Genomic DNA, 21,942 nt, shown 5'->3' with positions numbered 1-21,942 from the left:
CTACTCAACTGTGCGGAGGTGGGACGACGAAATCGAATTCTAACGAATTACCGATTTCTGTCCCACTCTCTCTCCGTCAATTATTATAAATCATCCCTGTACAAGCTTGCTCTGACAGTTCGACAAAGCCCAGGGATTGGTAAAAGGCTAGATTTTTCTCACTCCGTTCCGTGACGAGGAGCCGTTGATAAACATGTGGGAAGGTCGCTAAGGCCTCTTCTAAGAGTTTCTTTCCGATGCCTTGGCACTGGTGATCTGGTCGCACCAAGAGATCCTGCACAAAAATGACAGAGTGGCCATCACCTACCAAGCGAATGTAGGCAACGAGCTCTTTCTCATCATAGACGGCCAACTGCAAGAGACTGGCTTTGACAGCTTCTTCTAGCATAGTTGGATTGTTGGTATAATTGGTCCAGCCGACCGAACTGTAAAGTGCGACTAGGTCTGTCATCGCTGGAATTTCTTGTTTATAATCTAACATCTTAACCTCTTTTTAACCTATAGTGCTGGAAGAAGGCTATATCCCGATAAGGGGACTCTTGGCAGACTGCCAGCTCCATCTCAAGCATAGACTCTCGCCAGCCTTTTTGGCTTTTGAAGCGATTGTCCTGCAAGGCATAAAAGACTCGAATTCCTTGGTAGTCCTGAACTTTGAGGGTTAGGTCTTCTACTACTCTATCTAGATCATAGGCCTGGGCCAAGCCCATGGAGTGGGTTTCCAGATCTTGGCCGGCTAAGAGATCAAGCGCCTTCTTAGGATCATTTTCAAAGACGACAGTCTGCAGGACGCGGCCAACCTCATTGTGCTTGACGATGGAGAGTAGACCTCCTGGTTTCAAGAGGCGGGTGAATGCCTTGAGGACGGCCTCGCGATTCCCTACATACTCCAAGACATTGTGGCAGATGATGACCTCAAAGCTGGCATCTTCAAGACTTGCCAACTGATCCAGACTTCCGACCAGTTGCTGGTAGGGATGGTCTTGGATCCGCAAGGCCACCATTTCCTCATTGGGCTCCACAGCAAGGACCTCATTGTCTTTCGCTAGGTGGTTGGCCACCAGTCCAAAGCCACTGCCAAAATCAAGCACCCGCTTACCTTTGATGTCTTTTAATTGTTCAAAAAGGATATCATAATAGATCTGTCCCCAGGGTTGCCGGAGGTTTTCTAAATAAGCTTGAATATTTGCGGCCATCTAGATCCTCCTATTTGAAGTTAAACATCTTGCTGGCTAGCTTGTCCGAGATACGAGGGAAAAGGGTATAGAGCTTGTGGGTTAGGTTCAAAAGCCAAGGCAGATTGAGCTCACGTTTTGGTTTTCCAAAGTGTTTGACAATTTTCTTGGCCACAAAGTCTGGTTCCAAAATATAGCGGTCTACAGCTTTGACATAGGTCCCGTCTGGGTCTGCCTGGTCAAAGAAAGTTGTCCGGATGGGTCCTGGATTGACCGTCGTCACATGGACTCCAAAGGGCATCAGTTCTAACCGCAGGGCATTAGAGAAGCCAATGGCTGCAAACTTGGTCGCCGAATACAGGCTAGATTTGGCAGTTGCAACTAACCCCGCCATGCTGACGATGTTGACGATGTGCCCCTTGCCTGCTGCCTTCATGCGGGCCCCCATCAAGCGTGAGAGGTTCATGAGGGCAAAGGTGTTGACTTCAAACATGGCATGGATCTGCTCATTGGTAATCTGGTTAAACTCTTCAAAGATCCCATAGCCTGCATTGTTGACCAAGACATCGATCTGTCTATAGCGCTGATAGAGCTCTTCGACGAGCTTTTGGACAGCTGAGGAATCTGTGATATCGATCCCGATGCATTCGGCTTGAGGATGGCCAGCATAGACTTGTTCTAGTTTTTCTTGATTTCTGCCTAAGAGAATAAGCCGGTCCTCAGGAAGGAGCTTGACCATTTCCTGTGCTAAGCCTCCACTCGCTCCTGTGATGATGATAGTTCGCATCTTAGATCTCCACTTCTTCCAAGTCCTTGACCACATGGACCTTCTCAAACACAGTCGCAGCATCCTTGCGCAATTGACTGACGTCCTTGGAGAGGAAGCGGGCACTGATATGGTTGAGCAGAAGGCGTTTGGCTCCTGCTTCACGCGCCACTTCTGCTGCCTGCATATTGGTCGAGTGGCCATGCTTACGAGCAATCTTCTCATCGCCCTTGCCATAGGTAGACTCATGCACGAGAACATCTGCATTGACGGCAAGTCTGACGCTGGCATTGGTCTTCCGGGTATCGCCCAAGATAGTGATGATCTTACCCGGTCGAGGGGCTGAGATATAATCCGCAGCAATGATCTTGGTACCATCTTCCAGGGTAACATCCTGCCCATTTTTGACCTGGCCAAAAAGTGGTCCAAATGGAACCCCTGCTGCCTTGAGCTTGTCTGCGTCGAGGGTCCCTTCCAAATCCTTCTGCATGACCCGGTAGCCGACACAGAAAATGGTGTGGTCCAAGGCCTCGGCATAGACCGTGAACTTATCAGTCTCCATGATTTTCCCAAGTGAACCTTCATCGAACTCATGAAAATGGATCTTGTAAGGCAAGCGGGAACCAGAAACCCGAAGACTGGTCAAGACAAAGGATTTGATCCCGACCGGTCCATAAATCTCTAGATCAGTCTGCTCTTCATTGGCCTGAAAGGCGCGGCTAGAGAGGAAACCTGGTAAGCCAAAGATATGGTCCCCGTGTAAGTGGGTGATAAAGATCTTGCTAACTTTTCGAGGACGGATGCTGGTTTCTAAGATTTGATTTTGTGTCCCTTCTCCACAGTCAAAGAGCCAAACTTCATTGATCTCATCCAAGAGTTTGAGCGCTAGACTTGAGACATTACGAGATTTGGACGGCTGGCCCGCACCCGTTCCTAAAAATTGAATTTCCATTGTATTCTTTCTAACTAATATAGATCATAGCAGTCCGATTCTTCGATCGAACGGCGATTTTTCCTGGGTAGGCCCTAGCTAATTGTGCCAATTCGTCCTGGTTGTAGCCAGTCAGGCGGATGCTGCCATCTGCCAAATCTTCAAATTGAGACAAAGCTGACAATTCCTTGGTCTCTACCACCTCTTGATCGTTCACCGGACGCATCAAGATTAAGCCTTCCTCTTCATAGACGAGATAGTGAGGAAAGATTTGCGCAATCTCAAACAAGAGGTCCATACGAATGTCTTCTGCTTGCTGGGCAAAGACTTGAGCCAGCCCCTTTTCTCGGTAGCAAAAACCATAGGCCTTGCCAGACAGATTGAGACGGACAAAGGGTTTGTCTTCCTCAAAGCTAGGACTGGTCTGATAGAGGTCAAAGGCCTCAGTGACTTGTTCAAAGTAGTCAGTTGCTGCTTCGGGGCTCTTCTTTTGGTAAAGCTCAGCGAAGTAGGCATTGATCACACTGGGCGGTGGCGTGATAAACTGGAGCTTTTGCTCTTCTGTCAATCCCTCTAAGATCCGCTCCAAATAGACCTTGTCGAGACTGGTATAGCCTCCATAGCTGAGGGCGATATTAAGATAATCCATGATGATAAAACTCCTCTAGTCTCCATGCATTTTTAGGGGCGATGTAGCCTGTTATGACCTCACCAGTTTCCTCATAGGAACGCTCAGCCAATATGGCAATGGTCTCCAATTCATGGATGCGGTAGGCTTGATCAAAAGGAACCTGAATCGTAAAGGGATGGAAGAGCTCCTGCATCTTTTCAAGTAGAATGTCCTGCAGTTTAGTCCGACTATCGGGATCCTTGGCCGAAACCAGGCGATAAGGTGTCTGAGTCGGAGTAAAGTCCGCGACTTTATCAGCTTTATTGTAGAGAGTTAAGCGTGGAATCTCCAGCATCTCCAAATCCTTCATAATCTGAAGAACTGTCTTTTCATGCTCTTCATGGTTGGGATCAGAGGCATCGATGACATGGACCAAGAGATCCACATTCTTGCTTTCTTCCAGGGTCGACTTAAAACTGGTCACCAACTCTGTCGGTAAGTCCTGAATAAAGCCGACTGTATCTGTCAGAGTTACTTGTAGATTGCCTGTTAGATGAATACTCTTGGTGGTCGCATCCAAGGTCGCAAAGAGTTCATCTGCCTCGTATTGGGTCTTACTGGTCAAGGCATTCATAATGGTTGATTTGCCGGCATTGGTATAGCCAATCAAGCCAATCTTAAAGATGGGGGATTCTAGGCGTTTTTCCCGTACCACTTCACGGTTCTTCTCGACCACCTTGAGTTGACGCTCGATATCGGTGATTTGATTGCGGACACTCCGGCGGTTCAACTCCAGCTGACTTTCTCCCGGTCCACGGGAACCAATCCCCCCGGCCTGACGGCTGAGCATGATCCCTTGACCCACGAGACGGGGCAAGAGGTACTTGAGCTGGGCTAGATGAACCTGGAGCTTACCTTCGTGGCTTCGTGCCCGCATGGCAAAGATATCCAAAATCAACTGCATCCGGTCGATGACCTTTACACCTAAGATTTCTTCTAAATTCACATTCTGGCGAGGGGTCAAACGGTTGTTAACGACAACTGTCGAAACCTCATCTGCATCGACCATTTGGGCAATCTCTTCTAGCTTTCCAGAGCCGACAAAAGTCTTGCTATCGTACTTTTCTCTCTTTTGGGTGTAGATCCCTACGACTTCTGCCCCGGCTGTCTTGGCTAGACTGGCCAACTCCTCCATAGACATGTCAAAGTTCTCCATGCCTTGGAGCTCGACACCAACAATGAGGACCCGCTCCTGTTTTTTCTCAGTTTCTATCATTTAAAAATCTTTCTATATCTTGAAGGACCCGCTCCTTAAAGCCTTCTTCTCCAATCTGGTAAAAATGAACTGTCATCCGATTGCGGAACCAGGTCAACTGGCGTTTTGCAAAACGGCGCGTGTTTTGCTTGAGCTGTTCAAGAGCCTCTTCTAAGCTTTGCTCCCCCTTGAAATAAGGAAAGAGTTCCTTGTAGCCAATCCCTTTCGCAGCCTGAACCTCAGGATGGTGGTCATAGAGCCACTGGGCTTCTTCTAACAAGCCCTGCTCAACCATGAGATCCACCCGTCGATTGATGCGGTCATACAAGGCTTGGCGATCATCGTCTAGACAAATGATATAGGGTTCATAGGCTGGAGCTTGATTTTCCAAGTCCTGACCGAAATGGGAGATTTCCAAGGCCCGCATTGCTCGTCTACGATTGATCTGCGGAATTTCAATTCCCTCTTTTGCTACTCGATCAAACAGTTCTTCATCAGTGAGGGGGGACAAGGACTCCCGATAGGTTAGAATGTCCTCGTGGGCAACATCCCCTCCTAGGTGATAACCTTCTAAGAGACTTTGAACATAGAGGCCTGTCCCTCCAGCAATAATAGGAAGGTGCCCCCGTCCTTGAATCTCCTCGATGGCTTGGCTGGCTTCTGTCACAAAATCGTAGGCTGAGTAAGTCTCTGTCACCTCGCGGACATCGATCAGATGATGGGGAGCTGCTGCCTGCTCTTCTGGACTAGCCTTGGCCGTTCCAATATCTAGAGTGCGGTAGACCTGCTGGCTATCTCCGCTGATGACCTCCCCCTGAAAGCGCTGGGCCACCTCGATAGCGAGGGCTGTTTTCCCAACAGCGGTCGGTCCCACTATCACAATTATCTTGTTTTTCATCGTTTTTCCTTGCAAAAATCGCATTTTTTCGTTACCATATATTATAACATAAAAATTTAAAGTTCTAAAAAGGAGAAATTCTCATGGCTAAAGGATTTGGTAAAGGTTTTGTTACTGGTGTTGCTGGTACAGTTGCTGCTGTAGCAGGTGCAGTTTACACATTCAAGAAAAAAGTAATCGAGCCTGAAGAACAAAAAGCAGCTTTCATCGAAGAAAACCGCAAAAAAGCAGCACGTCGTCGTGTATCACACTAATCAAAAGAAAAAACTCCGGGAAACCGGAGTTTTTTTTGTGAATGTAGACAAACTATTTTTACATTACTAGCTAGATAATTTTTTCAAAAAAGTTATTTATTATTTAAGATTTTAAGCAAGTCAAAACTTTCCGCTGTGAGAAAAGTGCCTGAAACAAATATGTTTCAGGCACTCGGTAGTTTTGAGACCTTAGGCTCAAAACTAAGTCATGGAACTTCTTTGAAGTTCGCTGACGTCCGTACTCACCTAAGGAAAGTTTTTCAGAAGAATTTATTTTTAATCTAAAAAAACTCCGGTTTCCCGAAGTTTTTTTGTGTTCTTATCGTTCTTTCAACATCTTGGTGGCAAGGTCTAGCATCTCTACCGCCTTTTGGTAGTGCTCGTCCAACAAATCGTAGACGGCATCTTCCGATAAGACTCCACAGTAGACCTCTTCAGGAAAGTCTGGCTGATTAGACAATTCGACATCGTCCATGTAGACCTGGCTAGTGTAGTAATCGCGAAGGGCGATATAGCTAGACTGGCCAGCTTCTACCCGTTTCAAACATGCTTCGAGCTCTTCGATTAAACCTTGGTAGGTGTTGAGATGACCTTCCATCTTTTGGATTCGTTCAATTGGGGTCATGAGTTGTCCTTTCTATCTGCTAGAGAAACGACTTGCAACTGCTCGCCACCCAGTAAAATCAAATAGGATTCAACCTGGTCCACAGCATATGAGCGGCGGAGGGCTTCTGCGTAGAGTTTCAGTTGGGCTTGGTAGCGATCCAGCAATTCTTGAGGGTTCCGGTAACGGTCTGTCTTGTAGTCAAAGAGAAGAATCCGATCTTCCAACAGTAGGTAGCCGTCTAAGATCCCCCGGACCACAAAGTCCTGGCCACTAGCTGGATCTGTCTTGAGCATGGCAAAGGGCGCTTCACGATGGACCTTGTCGGACTCTTTGAGCAAGAGTTGGCCCAAGTCGGTCTGGAAGAAGGCCAAAACCTTCTTGAGGTCGATTCGCTTCTTGACAGCTAGGCTGGCATTGACTTCTTGGAGAACCATTGCTAGGCTCTCCATGGTTGGAACCGTCGTCAATGGGATCCGTTGCATCAGTTCGTGCAGGGCACTACCGACTGCCGCCCCTGTCACAGCTTCTTCCTTGCCAAAGGTTGGAAAGTCAAAGCTTGGTAAGGCAAGATCCGCTTTTTCCATGAAGTCCACTCCGTCAATATCTTGAATGGGTTCATAGAATTTTTTGATTTGACTTGGAGTCCGTACGCTAGGGAGTTGGATGGCTGCTTGGTACTGGGTGTTGAGCCGGTCCACTGATTCTATGACATCTAAGGCCCGGCGAATCTCTTCTGATTGCCGGTTGTCCTTGAGGTCATCGACTGGGAGAGAAGACTTCAACTCCAAGTGACCGATTTGCTCCGGCGTCAAGTCTTGGTCGGTCACAAAGCGGGTCTGATAGGACAAGTGTTGCTGGGCAAAGACTGCCTGGATGGCATAGAGCCAGTCTTGGAAACAATTGATCTCCTTGCGAAGAGCTGGACTTAAGCGTCCATTTACACTGGCTCCCCATTTTTTCTCTTCCAACTTATCCTGCCGGCCCTTGCCCACCAGATAGAGCTTGCGCTCTGCTCGGGTCATAGCGACATAGAGGAGGCGCATCTGCTCAGACAAGGCTGCCAGACGAATTTCCTCAACATTTCGCTGGTAAGGCAGGGTCTCAATGACCAAGCGTACCGATTCGGGAAGTCCCTCTTGATCAGACTTGATGGGGAGACTCGCAACATACTTGATGCCAACCCCATTTTTCCGACTGATAACAGCATTGGTGGAAAGTTCCTTGCCGACAAACTTTTTGTCAGTATTGAGGATAAAGACATAAGGAAACTCAAGTCCCTTGCTCTTATGGATGGTCATGAGTTGGACAGCATCCTTAGAAACTGCCTGGGCTACATTGGCCAAGTCGTGTTGGTTTTCCAAAATCTTATCAATCATGGAGATGAAACGTGGCAAACCTTTGAAACTAGAGCTTTCGAAGTCATTTGCCCGCAGGGTCAAGGCATAGAGATTGGCCTGCCGTTGGGCTCCATTTGGCAGGGCACCCACATAATCATAATAGTGGCGATCCTGGTAAATCTTCCAGAGCAGGTCATAGAGAGAATGCGTCTGAGCATAGTCACGCCAGGCATCCAGTGTCTCCATAAAGCGGGTGAGCTTCTCTCTCAAGCTGGAATCGATCAAATGAGGAGCACTCCCTGTCTGGTCTAGCGCGTGTTGCAGTTTCTCATAGAGATTCTCTGCTTTTTTGCCTTCACCTCTCTGTAAGGCTAAACGGGCTAACTGGTCCTCGTCAAATTCAAACATGGCTGATTTCAGGAGGGCCACCAAGGGATAGTCCTGCAAGGGATTGTTAATGGTCCGGAGGGTGTCCAAAAGGACCATGACTTCAACGGACTGGAGGTAGTTTTCCTCTCCTCCATCTGCAACGATAGGAATCTGATAGGCTTCAAAAGCTGCCAGCACCTTGTCGTTGCGAGTCCGAGACGCCGTCAAGAGTGTGATATCCTTAAAGGGAACCCCTTCTTCGTTGTGGAGGCGGATGATTTCCTTGATGACCAAAAGGACTTCACCTGAGGATAGGCTATCCCCTTCTTGCTCTTCTTCTTCAGTTGCTTCAGCCTCATCCTGACTGCCATCGTAGAGCAGGAACTCTGTCTCATAGGCGGGTGTCGGCTCTTTCTTCTCGGGATTGCCCGCAATTAAGCGGTGGCTCTGGTCATAGAGAATCTCCCCAACTTCCTCATCCATGAGGCGTTCAAAGACATGGTTGGTCGCCTCTAAGACCTCTACGTGGCTTCGGAAATTCTCCTTGAGCAGGATCAACTTACCATCAGCCCCTTCTTCTTGATAGGCCTTAAACTTATCATTAAAAATTTGAGGATCTGCCTGACGGAAACGGTAGATGGACTGCTTGATATCTCCCACCATGAAGCGGTTTTGGCCATTGGACAAGAGTTCCAACATCCGCTCTTGGGTATGGTTGGTATCCTGGTACTCATCGACCATGACCTCGTGGTAGCGCTCTTGATAGAGACTACGGATATGGGGGAATTCTTCAAGGATCTGGATAGCAAAATGGCTGATGTCGCCAAATTCAAAGGCATTTTCCTGCTTCTTGCGCTCTAAATAAGCAGTAGAGAAAGCTTGGACAAAGTCCCTGAGCAAGACCAGCAAAGGCAAGGGTTCATCCTTGAAGCGAATCTGATAGGTTAGTTGGTAGTGCTGGGAAGCTGCTGCCCGCAAGGCTTCGATGCGTTCTTTGCGTTCGTCATTGAAGGCCGTAGCTAACTCTTTCAGGTCTTCTTTTCGTGTCGTGATGGCCAGACTTCGTCCTCCGCTAGCACGGGAGATCAAGACCACCCGCTCTAAGACCTCAAAGATAGCTTCCTGGCTGGATTTCTCATTGAGACTAGCGATTAAGTCTTGAATAGCGGTGACATTCTCTTGGTACTTGGCCCCTGCAAAGGCTTGCCCCTCATTGGCCAGGTGGAAGGTAAAGAAAGATTCCAGTTCAAAGAGTTGCTCTTTTACCCCTTGGGCCAACTGGTCCAAGGCTTCATCATAGTCCAGGTCCTGATAGCCTTTGAGGAAGGACTCCTCCAACCAGGCTTGGGGATCCGCAGTGGATTGGAGGAAGTCTATCAGGGCATAAACCTGGTCCTTAAAACCAGCTAGCGACTTGCCCTTTCCTGTAAAGTTTTTGACCAAGCGACTAAAGAGGCGGTCAGGCCCTTGCTCCTCATAAAAGCGCTCAAAGACTTGTTCAAAACAGTCATTCTTGAGCAAGTACTGCTCGCTCGCACTTTGGAGGATGCGGAAGGTCGGCGAGAGCCCTAATAAATAGCCATATTTAGAGACCAGGCGCTGCATGAAGGCATCCATGGTTCCGATATCACTAGTTGGTAATTCTGCAATTTGTTGAGCCAAGTGGTGCTTGAGCTCCTCATCCTGGCTAGCCTTGAGGCTCTTCTCCAACTCTTTTTCTAACCGTTCCTTGAGCTCGGTTGCTGCTTTGACGGTAAAGGTCGAGATGAACAATTGCTGGATGGAAATCCCCCGGTGCAATTGATCAAGGATCCGTTGGACCATGACGAAAGTCTTCCCAGAACCAGCCGAAGCCGAGACCAGGATATTGGTCCCTGATGAATAGATGGCTTCTATCTGCTCAGGGGTCCGCTTTTGTTCCTTGTCAGACTGGGCCTCCTGGATTTGGAGGTCTTGAATCTGGCTGGGACTTAAAAATTCAATTGGTTTCATTGATTCAATTCCTCCTTCATTTTTTCTATCCAGGCCTGGCGGAGCTTGTCACCGACTGGGCGTTTCTCGTACTGACTTGGATCTAGTTTCTCCAAGAAGCGGGCTTGTCCCAGGTGGAGATTGGCTTCAAATCCTGTAATCGATTTGTATTGTTCTACATAGGGAGCAATGCTTCTGCCATTTTCAGTATAAGGGTTGATAGCAAAGTTACCAGACAAGATGCCCTCAGCTGCCTCTTGATAGAGATGGGCATTGTAGAGCAAGAGCAGGTCTAGCTCCTCTTGACTTAGGAGCATAGCTTTGTTTTTCTCATAGTTCTCGTCAAGTTGGCTAGCCTGATCTGCCAAGAAAAGACCCTTGTATTGCTGGGTTTTTAGAACGGCTTGGACAGCATCATCGACCGCCTTGGTATCCTTGAGAGCCACCAAAGGATCCGTCATCTGCAAGTACATGGCTCCGAAGATCCCCTTGTCAGGATCAAAGGCCTGAAAGTCTTTGATAGCGGACAGATAGGTTGGCAACTGGGAGTTAAGGCCATTATAGAACTTCTCAAAGTTAAACTTGGTCTCACTGGACTTGTAGTCCACCACTCCCAAAGCTCCTGTGTCAGATAGTCGGTCAATCCGATCGACCTTGCCCTTAACCAAGAGCGGACGGCCATCCTCTAGGGTTAGGAAGGGACGATCTGCCTGACCGAAGAGAGCTTCTTCTCCAATGGTTTCAATGCAATCATTGTGAGCGAGGACACGACCGGTCGCTCGAGCTGTATCCAAGAGCAATTCTTTTGAAAAGGCAGCCATGGCATTCTCCTGATAAAGGAGGGCAAACTCTGTCTCCTGGCTGGTTTCGCGAATGGCCTTGGTCAAACGCTCATCAAAATCCCCTTCTGAAGGATCTTTCAGCACCCGTTCAAAAATACGGTGCAAGAAATTCCCATGGCTTCTCGCGTCTGGGCGCAAGTGCCACTCCTCCTGCAAACCTAGGACATAGTGGAGATAATAGCTGTATTGGTTTTGGTAGTATGTGTTGAGGGCTGAGGCAGATAAAGACAGAGCCTGACCTTTAGGATAAAGAGCTTCCAGCGTCTCATCTTCTAGGACCTTGGTTGTCAAGCTTTGGCTGATTTGCGGAATGTGCAAGCCTTCTGACGCTAATTTCTTCCGAAGGACACGAATGGCAACCGCCCAGAAGGTCGCTTCTTCCTTGCTCAACTCCTGGTCAATTTCTCCCTGGTGCAATTCAATCAATCGAGCTAAGAGGGCCTGGTAAGAACCCATATCTTCACTAGAAGCCGTTGCTTTCTTCGGAATGACAGATAAATTGAGCGGTTCCTTGGTCAGCTCAAGCAAGTAAGGGGACATCTTGTCATCCACTTCATTGACTAAAATAGGACTGGACAAGACTAACTGTTTGGTGGCCGCATTGAAGAGAGATAGGGCAACGAAGCGATTCTTCCGTAAGTTGTCCTGACTGGCAATTTGGAGATGAGCCTGTTCGTCTGAAGCTTGGTTCAAGACCTGACGCTCCTCATCTGTCAGCAAGGATTGGTCCTTGGCAATCTTAGGGAAGCGCTCCTGGGTCAAACCAATAGCATAGACATAGGGAGCTGATAAGGGCTCAATCAAATCATAGGACTGGACCGTCACCACATCTACAGTCGCTGGGACCGTCCGATAGCTTGCCAACAAGATCCCTGACAAGAGGATGCTAAGGAAATCATCCAAGGTCACCTTGAGTTGATCAAAGACCTGGGCAAATTGTTCTAGCACATGGCTAAAGGACTTCCAGACCTGGTCATAGCGTTCCATCTCCTGCTCAGAGCCACGACTGGCTAAGGTTTGCATGTTTTGCATCAACTGGGCATCTTGACAAAACTGGGCAAACTTCTTCAGAAGTCCCTGGCTGGTCTGACTCTTGGTCTTGTAAAAGTCCTGCAGAGGATCGATGACTTGCTGGCGAATCTGATTGAGACGCTCTAGGTCAAATTTGTCCTGGTGGTTGGCTGTAAAGTCACGAGAAAAGGCAGCCAGACCCTTGATCTCTGCGAAGCGAACATATTGTTCGAAATGGTCAATATCCTCTCGTGTCAGCATCCCATAGAGCCCCGTCTTCAAGAGGTTGACCACATCCTCGGCCAAAAACCGATAACGACGAAGGCGATCCAAGGATTCTACCCATTGGACCAGGGGATGTTGGGCCATGGATTCACTCTTTCCAAGATAGAAAGGAATCTGGTACTGGTCAAAGATGGTCTTGAGCTGGAGTTGATAAGCATCTACATCCCCCAAAAGCACCCGAATATCCTTGTAACGCGCTCCCTCATACAGGCGTTGGCGAATGGATCGGGCTACAGCCTCTAGTTCTTCCTTTTGATGGTTGCAGGTCCAAATCTCTACCGCTTCTCTGTCTTGGTCAGACAGCTTACCATCTACCTCCGTAAAGTCATAGCGCGCTTCCAAGATCCGCGTCATCCGGCTAAAGGCATCTTCTTTTCCTTGACCGACGTAGCTTGGCGTGACCTGGTAAGTTCTGGCCAAGTCTAGCAGGAAGTCCACACTGGCCTGGTAGAGGTTCCCCTCACGAAAGGTCGAGCGATAGGCTTTCTCACTGGCGTAAGCCCCAATAATGATCTCGACGCCCTTGTCATGTAGTAAATGAACCAGGTAGTCCTCCTCGGCTGAAAAACGGGTAAAGCCGTCAATCACTAGAGCCAAGTCTTTTAACTCCTCATCCAAATCCCCCTTGATAAGGTGAGAGGCAAAACGAGCCAACTTAGACTCAGACTCAAAAGCACCTGCAACTAATTGCTCTTGAACTGACTTCAAGATATGGACCAGATCTTCTCTCTTCTCCTGATCCGGCAAGGCATCCAAGTCGGACGGAGTCATCTGGGCCGTCTGCAACTCATGAAAGAGCTGGATCAATTGTTGGATAAACTGGGGATCCTTTTTGAGACGGGCATAGACCTTGAGCTCTTCATCTGGCATCTGAGAAAGCACCTTAAAAAAGAGCATACCGAGACCGATATCATCAAGTGCTTGTTGCTGATGGCTTTCATTGAGTGTAAAATAGCGTGCCATCTGGGCAAAGCGCGTAATGGTTATGGCAAAAGAAGCCTTTTGGTCTAGGAGTTGCAAGACTTTGCGCTCCTTCTCAAAAGATAGAGAGTTGGGCGCGATATAAAAGACCCGCTTCCCTTCTTCAACCAAGCGATTGGCTTCATCCACCAAGACCTGGGTTAAAGGCGTTCGAATATCTGTATAGACTAATTTCATAATGTACTGATTCCTGTAAAATGATAGTTCTATTATACCATCTTTGTGCCTTTTCTACAGGGATATTCCCATCATTCAGTAGATTCAAAGCAGTTAAAAAAACCAGACAAAATGTCTAGTTTTAATGTAGATTAACTATTTTTTCATAAAATGGTTAGATAATTTTTTAAAGTCTTTATATATTTTTGAGTCATTTAAACAGAACTAAAACTTTCCGCCGTGAGAAAAGTTCCTGAAACGCGATTGTTTCAGGAACTCGGAATTATTGAGACCTTAGGCTCAATAATTAGTCATGGAACTACTACGAAGTTCGCTGACGTCCGTACTCACCTTAGGATAGTTTTTAAGAAGACTTTATCTTAAATATAAAACCGGACAAAACGTCCAGTTTTTCAACCATGTTATTAAGTTCCCCAGTTGATTAAAAGATAGAGTATGCTAGAGCCAAACATATCGGCCAAAGCATGCATGAGGAAAAATGGCAAGAGGTTTTTGATCACCTTCTTGTAGAGAACATAGTAGAAGAGTCCATAGATTACTCCGATAACCACTGCCCAAAGCAAACCTTGATAGGTATGGAAGGAGATCCGAATCAAGATCGAATAAGCCAGTGCCCACCACTTGTACTTCTGATTAACAGATGTCATGACTCCTAAGAAGAAGAACTCTTCGTAGAAACCATTGAGCAAGGCATAAGCAATTGCCATGCGACTAAGCGCTAAGAACTTGTGGATAATCTGCATGGGATCGATATAAGCGAGGAGATTGATATTGAAGTAATCATACTCTCCACTCACCGTTGTCACGATATCCCCAAACAGACCAACGATAGCAAAAATAAAGGGTACCCAAAAGAGGACGGACCATTTAAAACGGATAGGAAGCTGTTTAAAATCAAAATTCCGTAAAAGCAAGTAGGCCAAAGCGAGGGATAATAAGATGATCTGCAAGGTGAAGTTGCTAGAGTATGCTGCCCCATCCCTAGCTGTTTCATTCGTCGTTTCTGCTACACTGGTCACCGTTTGAGTAACTGGGTGAAGACTGGCAAGGAAGAGTTCTGTAGACCAGACAATAAACTGCCCAAACATGATCGCAGTTACAATGGCGATATCATACCACTTGAGCTCTTTTAAGGGCTTTTCTGGTCGTATAAACTTAAGAATGTTCATCATTCATCCTTCTATTCCCACTATGGAAGTATTTCTGATAGTTCTACTATATAAGAAATAGCTTAAAAAAACTTTAATTCTTAGTTAGTAATAAAATGGTATCGATAAAGAGGCTGGGACAAAAGTCCTAGCCTCTCAATTGTCTTTGGATTGTCGATCAAGACGCAGTGGTTGAGTGGGCTCTACTACGCTGATTTCATCAGCTTTTATATCCCTACTCAACTGTGCGGAGGTGGGACGACGAAATCGAATTCTAACGGATTACCGATTTCTGTCCCACTCTCTCTTAGTTTGATTCCTCTAAGAGGTCTTGGATTCTATCCAGATACTGGTTGTCTGTCACTGCCATCACACGCACCCCTTCTGGCCAGATAAAGGCGGGACTAATCTGAATCTGAAGTGGTTGGTCTTCCGCATTTCGATAACCAATAATATTGAGATGGTACTCCTCTCTGACTGCCAAGTCTTGAAGGCTTTTGCCTACCCAGCTAGCTGGGACTGTAAACTCAGCTACCACCACTTCTTCATCCAACTGAAAAACTTCAATCCCATGTTGGAAGAGAATCATCTTAGCTAGGGACATCCCTGCTTCTACCTCTGGTAGGATGACCAAATCAGCCCCAATTTTCTCAAGGACTTCCTTGGTCACTTCATTCTTGACCTTGGCAATGACGTGCTCGACGCCAAGGGCCTTACAGTGCATGACAGCCAGTACACTAGATTCTAGGTTTTCACCCGTCGCGATGACGACTGTGTCACAATTCCCAATGTCTGCCGCATCCAGGAGGTCCAACTCCGTAATATCCCCGACAATTCCAGTTGTAATCATGGATTCATACTGGTTGATCACATCTGCGTGATCGTCAATGGCAATAATATCCACATCCTGATCCTGCAGCGTTTTCAGGACACTCTGTCCAAAAATTCCTAATCCTAAAATTCCAATGGTTCGATTCGCCATGAGTTTCTCCTATCCGATAATGATGTCTGCCTTGGCATACTGCAAGGTATCTGCTTTCTTGGCTTGGTAATTGTTCAAGCTGAGCATGAGGGTCAAGGGACCGATCCGTCCAATAAACATGAGGACCATGATAATGCCTAGTCCCGCTCCATTTAAGGTCGAGGTTACATTGGCGGTCACTCCCACTGTCGCTAGAGCGGATACCACCTCAAAGACCAAATAAATAAAGCGTTGGCCATCCGGCGTCACCAAACAGATTCCTAATAGTCCCACTAAGAAGGTCAACTGGAAAATCACCGCCGTCCCAAAGGAACGTTGAACAAGGTCCGGTGAAATTGTTCGTTTTCCTAAGTTGGTATGTGGTAGCCCCAACAGTTCCTTCCGAGCCAGGAGCAAGAGGACCAGGAAGGTGGTGATCTTCATGCCCCCTGCTGTCCCGCCTGGTGCCCCACCTAGAAACATCTGCAAGAGATAGATGATGAGTGTCACTGGCCGGACTGCTGTATAATCTAAGGAGGCAAAACCAGCTGTCCGCATGCTGACGGTTTGGAAAAAGCTGACTAAGATCTTGTCTCCCAATGGGAGAGACCCAATGGTTGCCGGATTATCAAACTCGGTCAAGAGACTGGTTACTGTCCCAAAGAGGAGGATCGCAGCTGTTAACCAGAGAACCACCTTGGTATGGAAGCGTAAGGTCCGCCGTCCTGATTGATTGCGGGCCTTGGTGGCGAGGTCAAACCAGACCATAAAGCCCAAGCCCCCCGTAATAATAAGGGCAGACAAGGTCAGGTTCACCAGCCAATCGGTCTGGAAACTCATCATGCTATCTCCCCCAAAATTATCAAAGCCCGCATTACAAAAAGCCGAAACCGCGACAAAGATGGAGTTAAAGATTCCATGGCCCCAGCCAAAGCGAGGAATGAAGCGAATCATGAGGAGCAAGGCCCCAAGTCCTTCGATGGTAAAGGTGGTAATGAAAATAGAACGGACAAAACGAGCCAAGCTCTGGTTATTACTAAAGCCAAAGCTATCCCGAATGGTCTGCCGGTCCTTGTAGCTGAGCTTTTGACGGCTTTCCATAAAGAAGAGACCGATAAAGGTCAAGATCCCCAGGCCACCAATCTGAATCAAGAGCATACAGATCAACTGCCCCCAGGCATTATAGGTCGAAGCCACTGACTGGGTAAAGAGCCCCGTTACACAGACCATAGAGACTGCTGTAAACAGGTGGTCGATATAACCTGCTTTTGAGCTTGCTTGCTGGACAAAAGGCAGACTCAATAAGAAAGAGCCGATCAAGATAACCAAGGCAAAGCTGAGAAAGATTCGCCTTGCCGGAGACAGGCTTTTAATCTTAGACTGCCATTGTTTAAAAAATAATTTGACTAACATAGCTTCATTGTATCATAAAAAGAGAACAAACCTACAAGTGATGAACCATTTCTAGGCATAATTCTAAGGCTTTCTCAAATGCTTCAGACCCCCAGTCACGCTGGTCATAATTTTCCAGGTCTGCAAGAGAATCTGCGGTAAAGAGGAGCAAGCCCCAAACCGCATCTCGAAGCTGGGCTACTGCTGCAAGTGAGGCGCACTCCATCTCCACCACACTACACCCTTCTTCAATGCGATAGGCCACCTTATCAGGCGTTTCTCTATAAAAGCCGTCCGTCGACCAAGTCATGACCTCTTGATAGGGAATGGAAGCTTGTTTTAGAACCCTTTCAATGGCGGTCAGTGCACGACGATCCACTTCTATATACCGAGAAGGCGCCACATAATGGTAACTAGTTCCCTCATCTCGCAAGGCCTTGGTCGGGATCAAAAAGGCATTTTCTTCCATATCCACCAAGACGCCACAGCTACCTGCCGAAATAATCTTCTCCACCCCGTAGCCAATCAACCAATCCATGAATTGGGCAGCAGGGGCTGATCCAACTGGCGCTTGGGCCAAGCAGATTTCCTCTCCTTTACGCTCTATGACATAGACCGGATAAGTCTTGGTAGCGGAGATAAAGCTAGCTACTTGTTTGGCTCCGACAGCTTTCGCAAAGCGATCAATCTCATCCTCTAAGAAAGCATAAACGCATTTTTCAGGCAAGTGCAGGTCTAACCCCTCATGAGTCGGCATAATGACTGCCTGTGGGTTATCATCAAACTCTAAAATCGGAATGTCATGTTTATGAATCATCCGCTACCTCCAAACTTCTTTTGAACATTATATAAGTCCATCTAGCCTGTGTCAAGAAGAGTTAGCAAAAAGAACTAATTCCCTTCCATAGCAACTCCCTTTCAAATGAATACCTCCAACTATGATATAATGGGGACAGTACAAGGGAGGAAACCAATGTTACAAGAACTAGCTTTTACAGGTCAATGGAGACACTACCAAAAACGCGTTCTCGATAAGAGTGACGCTTTTATGGCGGATGGCCACCTACATTTGGTAGCGGCTCCTGGCTCTGGAAAAACAACCTTGGGTATCGAATTTATCCGGCGCTTTGGCCAGCCAACCTTGATTTTGGCACCTACGGTCACGATACGTCAACAATGGGTCGACCGGATTGTTCAGGCCTTCTTGAAGAATGAAAGCCAAGCGGAGCAACTGATTTCTCAGGACCTCAAACATCCTAAGTTGATTACAGTGGCTACCTATCAGGCCCTACACAGTGCCATGAATCAAATCGTCGGCCAATCACAAGTTGAGGATACCGATGACCAGGCAGAGATTGAAACCTTTGATTTTAAAGGCTTTGATATCTTTTCTACCTTTAAAACGATTTCACTCGGGACCCTTTGTTTGGATGAATGTCACCACCTTCGCAATGAATGGTGGAAGAGCTTGGAAGCCTTTCGTCAAGCCTTCCCTGACTTAAAGATGATCTCCCTCACTGCTACCCCTCCCTATGAAGGGGACCCCGCCCTTTGGGAACGCTATATCCGCATGTGTGGTGAGATCGATGAGGAAATTACGGTTCCCGAATTGGTCAAGGAAGAAACCCTTTGTCCCCACCAAGACTATGTCTACTTTGCCTTTCCAACCAAGGAAGAGCAGGCTCAGCTGGATGCCTTTAGCCAACAAAAGAATGCCCTCTTGCAGCAACTGACTTCAGACCCCCTCTTTTGTCAATACCTGCAAACCTGCCAAGCTTTATCTGGTCAGATCAGTGATGATGAATTGCTCAATGAGCCCAAGTATCTCTCTGCTACCCTGATCTTTCTTCGGAGCAAGGGAATCGCCTTTCCCCAACGTTTCCAGGATCTTCTAGGAGCAAAAAAACTTCCTGCTTTCACCCTAGACTGGCTTGAAATTCTCCTGCAAGGTCTGCTCTTTCAGGTGCCTCACTGGTACAATCTACCAGAAGAATACGAAAAGCAACTCCTCCATGAATTAAAAGCAGCGAGCTTGATCGATCGAAAACAAGTCAAACTGGTCCGCAATAAAAAACAAGACCTCCTGCTGAACCAATCCCTGGGAAAACTCAATGCGGTTCGAGAGATTTTCAAGGCAGAATATCAGGCTCTTGGAAGCCAACTGCGCCAACTGGTCTTAACAGACTACATTCGTCAAGACTTTGAAGTTCATCTAGGGGGCAAGGACGCCCAATTCACTCAATTGGGAGTGCTCTCGTATTTTGAATCCATTCGCAGAGAAAGTCTAGAGCTAACTACTCCACCTGCCATCGCTGTCCTAACAGGTAGTATCGTCATCATCCCGACAGTTGCTAAGCCAAGACTAGAAGAGCTTCTAGGAGCGAATCGGCTGACTTACCAAAGTGTCGGCCAATTATCCCCTGATGATTTTCTCAAGGTTCGCTTGGTTGGCTCTCAACATGATTTAGTGACAGCTGTAACCCAACTTTTTCAAGAAGGGATTATCCAAGTCGTGATTGGAACCAAGTCTCTTCTAGGAGAAGGCTGGGATGCTCCTTGTGTCAACTCCCTGATTCTAGCTAGCTTTGTTGGGAGTTTTATGCTTAGTAACCAAATGCGAGGTCGTGCCATCCGAGTGTGGCCCGAAGAGCCAAATAAGACCAGTAATATCTGGCATTTAGTCTCTATCAATCTTTCCCTAAAGAAATGGTATGAAAAGTCAGATCTTGAAAAGGAAGAAATTGAAGCTATCACTGATCAGCTGAAACAATATAGTCCTGATTTAGAGCTCTTAGAGAGACGGATGAAGCAATTTTTAGGCCTCCATTACAAGGAACCTTTCATCGAATCCGGCATTGAACGTTTGGCCTTTGATCAGATCCGCTATACTAAAAAACACTTAGAAAAACTGAATGAAGAGACCTTAGAGCGCTCCACCCATCGTCAAGAACTCAGAGATGGCTGGCAAAAAGCCCTTCCTATTTTAGAGAATATGGAGATTGCAAATGAGGTCCAAGTGGACAAACACTTCCTACCTCTGGCTCTATTTTTCGATGCTAGAAAGCTGGCACGGTGGCTTACGGCCGGCGCTTTGACCGATGCTTTCGCCAACCTTATTTACTATTCACTTAGAGGAGGAAGGAATTCAGCTTCTCTGATTCTTCTCTTCTTCTTAGCGGTTCTCTCACTCCTTGCTTGGCTTCGCTACTATCTCTATAAGAGTCCTTACAAACGCTTAGAAGTCTTTGGCCAAGCTATTCACAAAGTCCTGCTTCTTTCGGGACAGATTCAAACACAGGAAACCCGCATCCAAGTAGTACGAGACAGAAAGGATGCTATCAACACGCTGATTTATTTGAAGGGCGGAACCATGCGGGAGAAGGAACTCTTTTCGCAAACCATGATCGAATTTTTCGCACCCATTGAAAACCAACGTTACATCCTAAAAGCACAGGAAAAAGTGTCCGATCAGACAGAATATTTCGCTGTACCAAGCCTCTTTGACAAACGGAAAGAGGATGCGCAAGCCTTTGTTGAGCAGATTCGAAAGAGCCTAGGTAAGTATGACCTCATCTATACCCGAAGCGCTGAAGGCCGTGCTATTCTTTTAGATGCACGCATCAAGGCACTCGCCAACAAACAAGAGCGCACCTTCACCAAGAAGCAAGTGATGTCAGATTTGAAATAATCGTTTATGTAACTAAAAAGAGGCTGGGACAAAAGTCCTAGCCTCTCAATTGTCTTTGGATTGTCGAGCAAGACGCAGTGGTTGAGTGGGCTCTACTACGCTGATTTCATCAGCTTTTACAGCCCTACTCAACTGTGCGGAGGTGGGACGACGAAATCGAATTCTAACGAATTACCGATTTCTGTCCCACTCTCTTTTCGTTATTCTATCACAATCATAGCCTTAATGGTCTTGCGTTCATCCATATCTTTATAAGCTTGATCAATTTCGTCCAAGCTATAGCTATGGGTGAAGACGCGTCCAGGATTGATGTCGCCATCAAGGACAGCCTTGAGCAAGAACTGCTTGTCATAGGTGGTAACAGAGGCTGCTCCACCTGCCACGGAAATGTTTTGGGCAAAGGTTGATCCAAGCGCACGATTATTATAGTGAGGCACACCTACAAAACCTAAACGCCCCCCATTGTGAAGGACCCCAAGGGCTTGATCGACAGCTGCTGCAGTACCGACACATTCAAGGGCGGCATCTGCTCCTCCTCCAAGGATTTCACGAACCTTGGCAATTCCTTCTTCACCCCGCTCTGCTACAACAGCTGTTGCACCAAATTCCAAAGCCATTTGTTGGCGGTCTTCGTGACGGCTCATGAGGACAATTTGCGATGCTCCTCGCATCTTAGCAGCAATCACCGCACATTGCCCTACGGCTCCATCTCCGATGACCACGACTTTGTCACCTGGTTTCACATCTGCGACACGCGCCGCATGGTAACCCGTCGGCATGACATCTGCTAGTGTCAAGAAGGATTTGAGCATGGCTTCGGTATAATCAGACGGTTGCCCCGGGATTTTGACGAGAGCCCAGTTGGCATAGTCGAAGCGTATGTACTCCGCCTGCACCCCGTCAGACCAGTTGGTCCCAATATGGCGGTCACAGGTCCCATCATAGCCAGCACGACAAGCATCACACTCCCCACAGCCATGGGTGAAAGGCGCAATCACAAAGTCACCCGGTTTCACCGTTGTAATAGCTTCTCCGATTTCTTCGACGATCCCAATGGCTTCGTGACCACTATTTTGGTGGCCCTCTTCAATATCTGGATTGCGGTAGCTCCATAGATCAGAGCCACAGACACAGGTGCGAACGATGCGGAGAATGACATCATCTGGTGCTTCTATGTGTGGACGCTCCACTTCTACAAGGCCCACTTGCCCAGCTTTTGTATAAACTGTTTTCTTCATAGGAACAACCTACTTTCTATTGCTTACTTACCTATAGTATACACTTTTT

17 protein-coding genes are annotated in these 21,942 nt (G+C 47.2%); 2 read left to right on the top strand and 15 right to left on the bottom strand.

Going from position 1 to position 21,942, the window contains the following annotated elements:
- Window positions 1-76: 76 nt before the first annotated feature.
- Genes QM873_RS02470 through miaA form a run of 7 tightly spaced genes read right to left on the bottom strand, consistent with a single transcriptional unit; the run spans window position 77 to window position 5,632 of the window.
- On the bottom strand, window positions 77-481 hold the full coding sequence (locus QM873_RS02470; protein WP_414278732.1) for a GNAT family N-acetyltransferase: 405 nt from the start codon (window positions 479-481) through the stop codon (window positions 77-79).
- A 1-nt stretch (window position 482) separates the two neighbouring features.
- Window positions 483-1,193, bottom strand: a complete 711-nt coding sequence (locus tag QM873_RS02465) for a class I SAM-dependent methyltransferase (protein WP_414278731.1) — start codon at window positions 1,191-1,193, stop codon at window positions 483-485.
- A gap of 10 nt (window positions 1,194-1,203) precedes the next feature.
- Window positions 1,204-1,959 (bottom strand): SDR family NAD(P)-dependent oxidoreductase, encoded by a 756-nt coding sequence (locus tag QM873_RS02460; RefSeq protein WP_414278730.1) that lies wholly within the window; start codon window positions 1,957-1,959, stop codon window positions 1,204-1,206.
- Between the two features lies 1 nt (window position 1,960).
- The gene (gene rnz / locus QM873_RS02455; RefSeq protein WP_195348018.1) at window positions 1,961-2,890 is read right to left on the bottom strand and encodes a ribonuclease Z; all 930 of its coding nucleotides are present in this window, start codon (window positions 2,888-2,890) and stop codon (window positions 1,961-1,963) included.
- A 10-nt stretch (window positions 2,891-2,900) separates the two neighbouring features.
- Entirely contained in the window at window positions 2,901-3,521 is a 621-nt protein-coding gene (locus tag QM873_RS02450) for a cystathionine beta-lyase (RefSeq protein ID WP_414278831.1), read from the bottom strand.
- Complete coding sequence (hflX, locus tag QM873_RS02445; RefSeq protein WP_195562879.1) at window positions 3,505-4,755, bottom strand: GTPase HflX; 1,251 nt, start codon at window positions 4,753-4,755, stop codon at window positions 3,505-3,507. The genes QM873_RS02450 and hflX overlap by 17 nt, the downstream gene beginning before the upstream one ends.
- Entirely contained in the window at window positions 4,742-5,632 is an 891-nt protein-coding gene (miaA, locus tag QM873_RS02440) for a tRNA (adenosine(37)-N6)-dimethylallyltransferase MiaA (protein ID WP_414278729.1), read from the bottom strand. Before miaA ends, hflX begins: the two co-directional genes overlap by 14 nt.
- A gap of 83 nt (window positions 5,633-5,715) precedes the next feature.
- Between miaA and QM873_RS02435 the strand changes: the two genes are divergently transcribed.
- Window positions 5,716-5,886 carry a DUF3042 family protein gene (locus tag QM873_RS02435; RefSeq protein ID WP_003002781.1) on the top strand — a complete coding sequence of 57 codons (171 nt, stop codon included), beginning with the start codon at window positions 5,716-5,718 and terminating at the stop codon, window positions 5,884-5,886.
- Window positions 5,887-6,205: 319 nt separating this feature from the next.
- Here QM873_RS02435 and QM873_RS02430 read toward each other — a convergent pair whose 3' ends face one another.
- The 7 genes from QM873_RS02430 to QM873_RS02400 all read right to left on the bottom strand — a co-directional run bounded on the left by QM873_RS02430 (window position 6,206) and on the right by QM873_RS02400 (window position 17,784).
- A complete protein-coding gene (locus QM873_RS02430; RefSeq protein WP_414278728.1) occupies window positions 6,206-6,511 on the bottom strand; it encodes a DUF4298 domain-containing protein in 306 nt (101 codons plus the stop codon).
- Window positions 6,508-10,191, bottom strand: coding sequence for a helicase-exonuclease AddAB subunit AddA (gene addA, locus QM873_RS02425; protein ID WP_414278727.1), 3,684 nt, complete (start codon window positions 10,189-10,191; stop codon window positions 6,508-6,510). The genes QM873_RS02430 and addA overlap by 4 nt, the downstream gene beginning before the upstream one ends.
- Window positions 10,188-13,466: an ATP-dependent nuclease subunit B gene (rexB, locus tag QM873_RS02420; protein WP_414278726.1), complete on the bottom strand. Its 3,279-nt coding sequence runs from the start codon at window positions 13,464-13,466 to the stop codon at window positions 10,188-10,190. The genes addA and rexB overlap by 4 nt, the downstream gene beginning before the upstream one ends.
- A 404-nt stretch (window positions 13,467-13,870) precedes the next feature.
- Complete coding sequence (locus QM873_RS02415; RefSeq protein ID WP_195550570.1) at window positions 13,871-14,635, bottom strand: CPBP family intramembrane glutamic endopeptidase; 765 nt, start codon at window positions 14,633-14,635, stop codon at window positions 13,871-13,873.
- A gap of 286 nt (window positions 14,636-14,921) precedes the next feature.
- Window positions 14,922-15,596 carry a potassium channel family protein gene (locus tag QM873_RS02410; RefSeq protein WP_195550563.1) on the bottom strand — a complete coding sequence of 225 codons (675 nt, stop codon included), beginning with the start codon at window positions 15,594-15,596 and terminating at the stop codon, window positions 14,922-14,924.
- Between the two features lie 9 nt (window positions 15,597-15,605).
- On the bottom strand, window positions 15,606-16,988 hold the full coding sequence (locus QM873_RS02405; protein WP_195550564.1) for a TrkH family potassium uptake protein: 1,383 nt from the start codon (window positions 16,986-16,988) through the stop codon (window positions 15,606-15,608).
- A gap of 31 nt (window positions 16,989-17,019) precedes the next feature.
- On the bottom strand, window positions 17,020-17,784 hold the full coding sequence (locus QM873_RS02400; RefSeq protein ID WP_195214016.1) for a nucleoside phosphorylase: 765 nt from the start codon (window positions 17,782-17,784) through the stop codon (window positions 17,020-17,022).
- Between the two features lie 156 nt (window positions 17,785-17,940).
- Between QM873_RS02400 and QM873_RS02395 the strand changes: the two genes are divergently transcribed.
- On the top strand, window positions 17,941-20,655 hold the full coding sequence (locus tag QM873_RS02395) for a DEAD/DEAH box helicase family protein (protein WP_414278725.1): 2,715 nt from the start codon (window positions 17,941-17,943) through the stop codon (window positions 20,653-20,655).
- 200 nt (window positions 20,656-20,855) lie between these two features.
- Here the strand turns inward: QM873_RS02395 and QM873_RS02390 are convergent, their stop codons facing one another.
- A complete protein-coding gene (locus QM873_RS02390; protein WP_195550206.1) occupies window positions 20,856-21,893 on the bottom strand; it encodes a zinc-binding dehydrogenase in 1,038 nt (345 codons plus the stop codon).
- Between the last annotated feature and the right edge of the window lie 49 nt (window positions 21,894-21,942).

Origin of the sequence: Streptococcus australis, assembly GCF_047463015.1 — a bacterium.
Classification (GTDB): Bacteria; Bacillota; Bacilli; order Lactobacillales; family Streptococcaceae; genus Streptococcus; species Streptococcus australis_F.
This window is presented reverse-complemented; position numbering and strand designations above follow the sequence as displayed.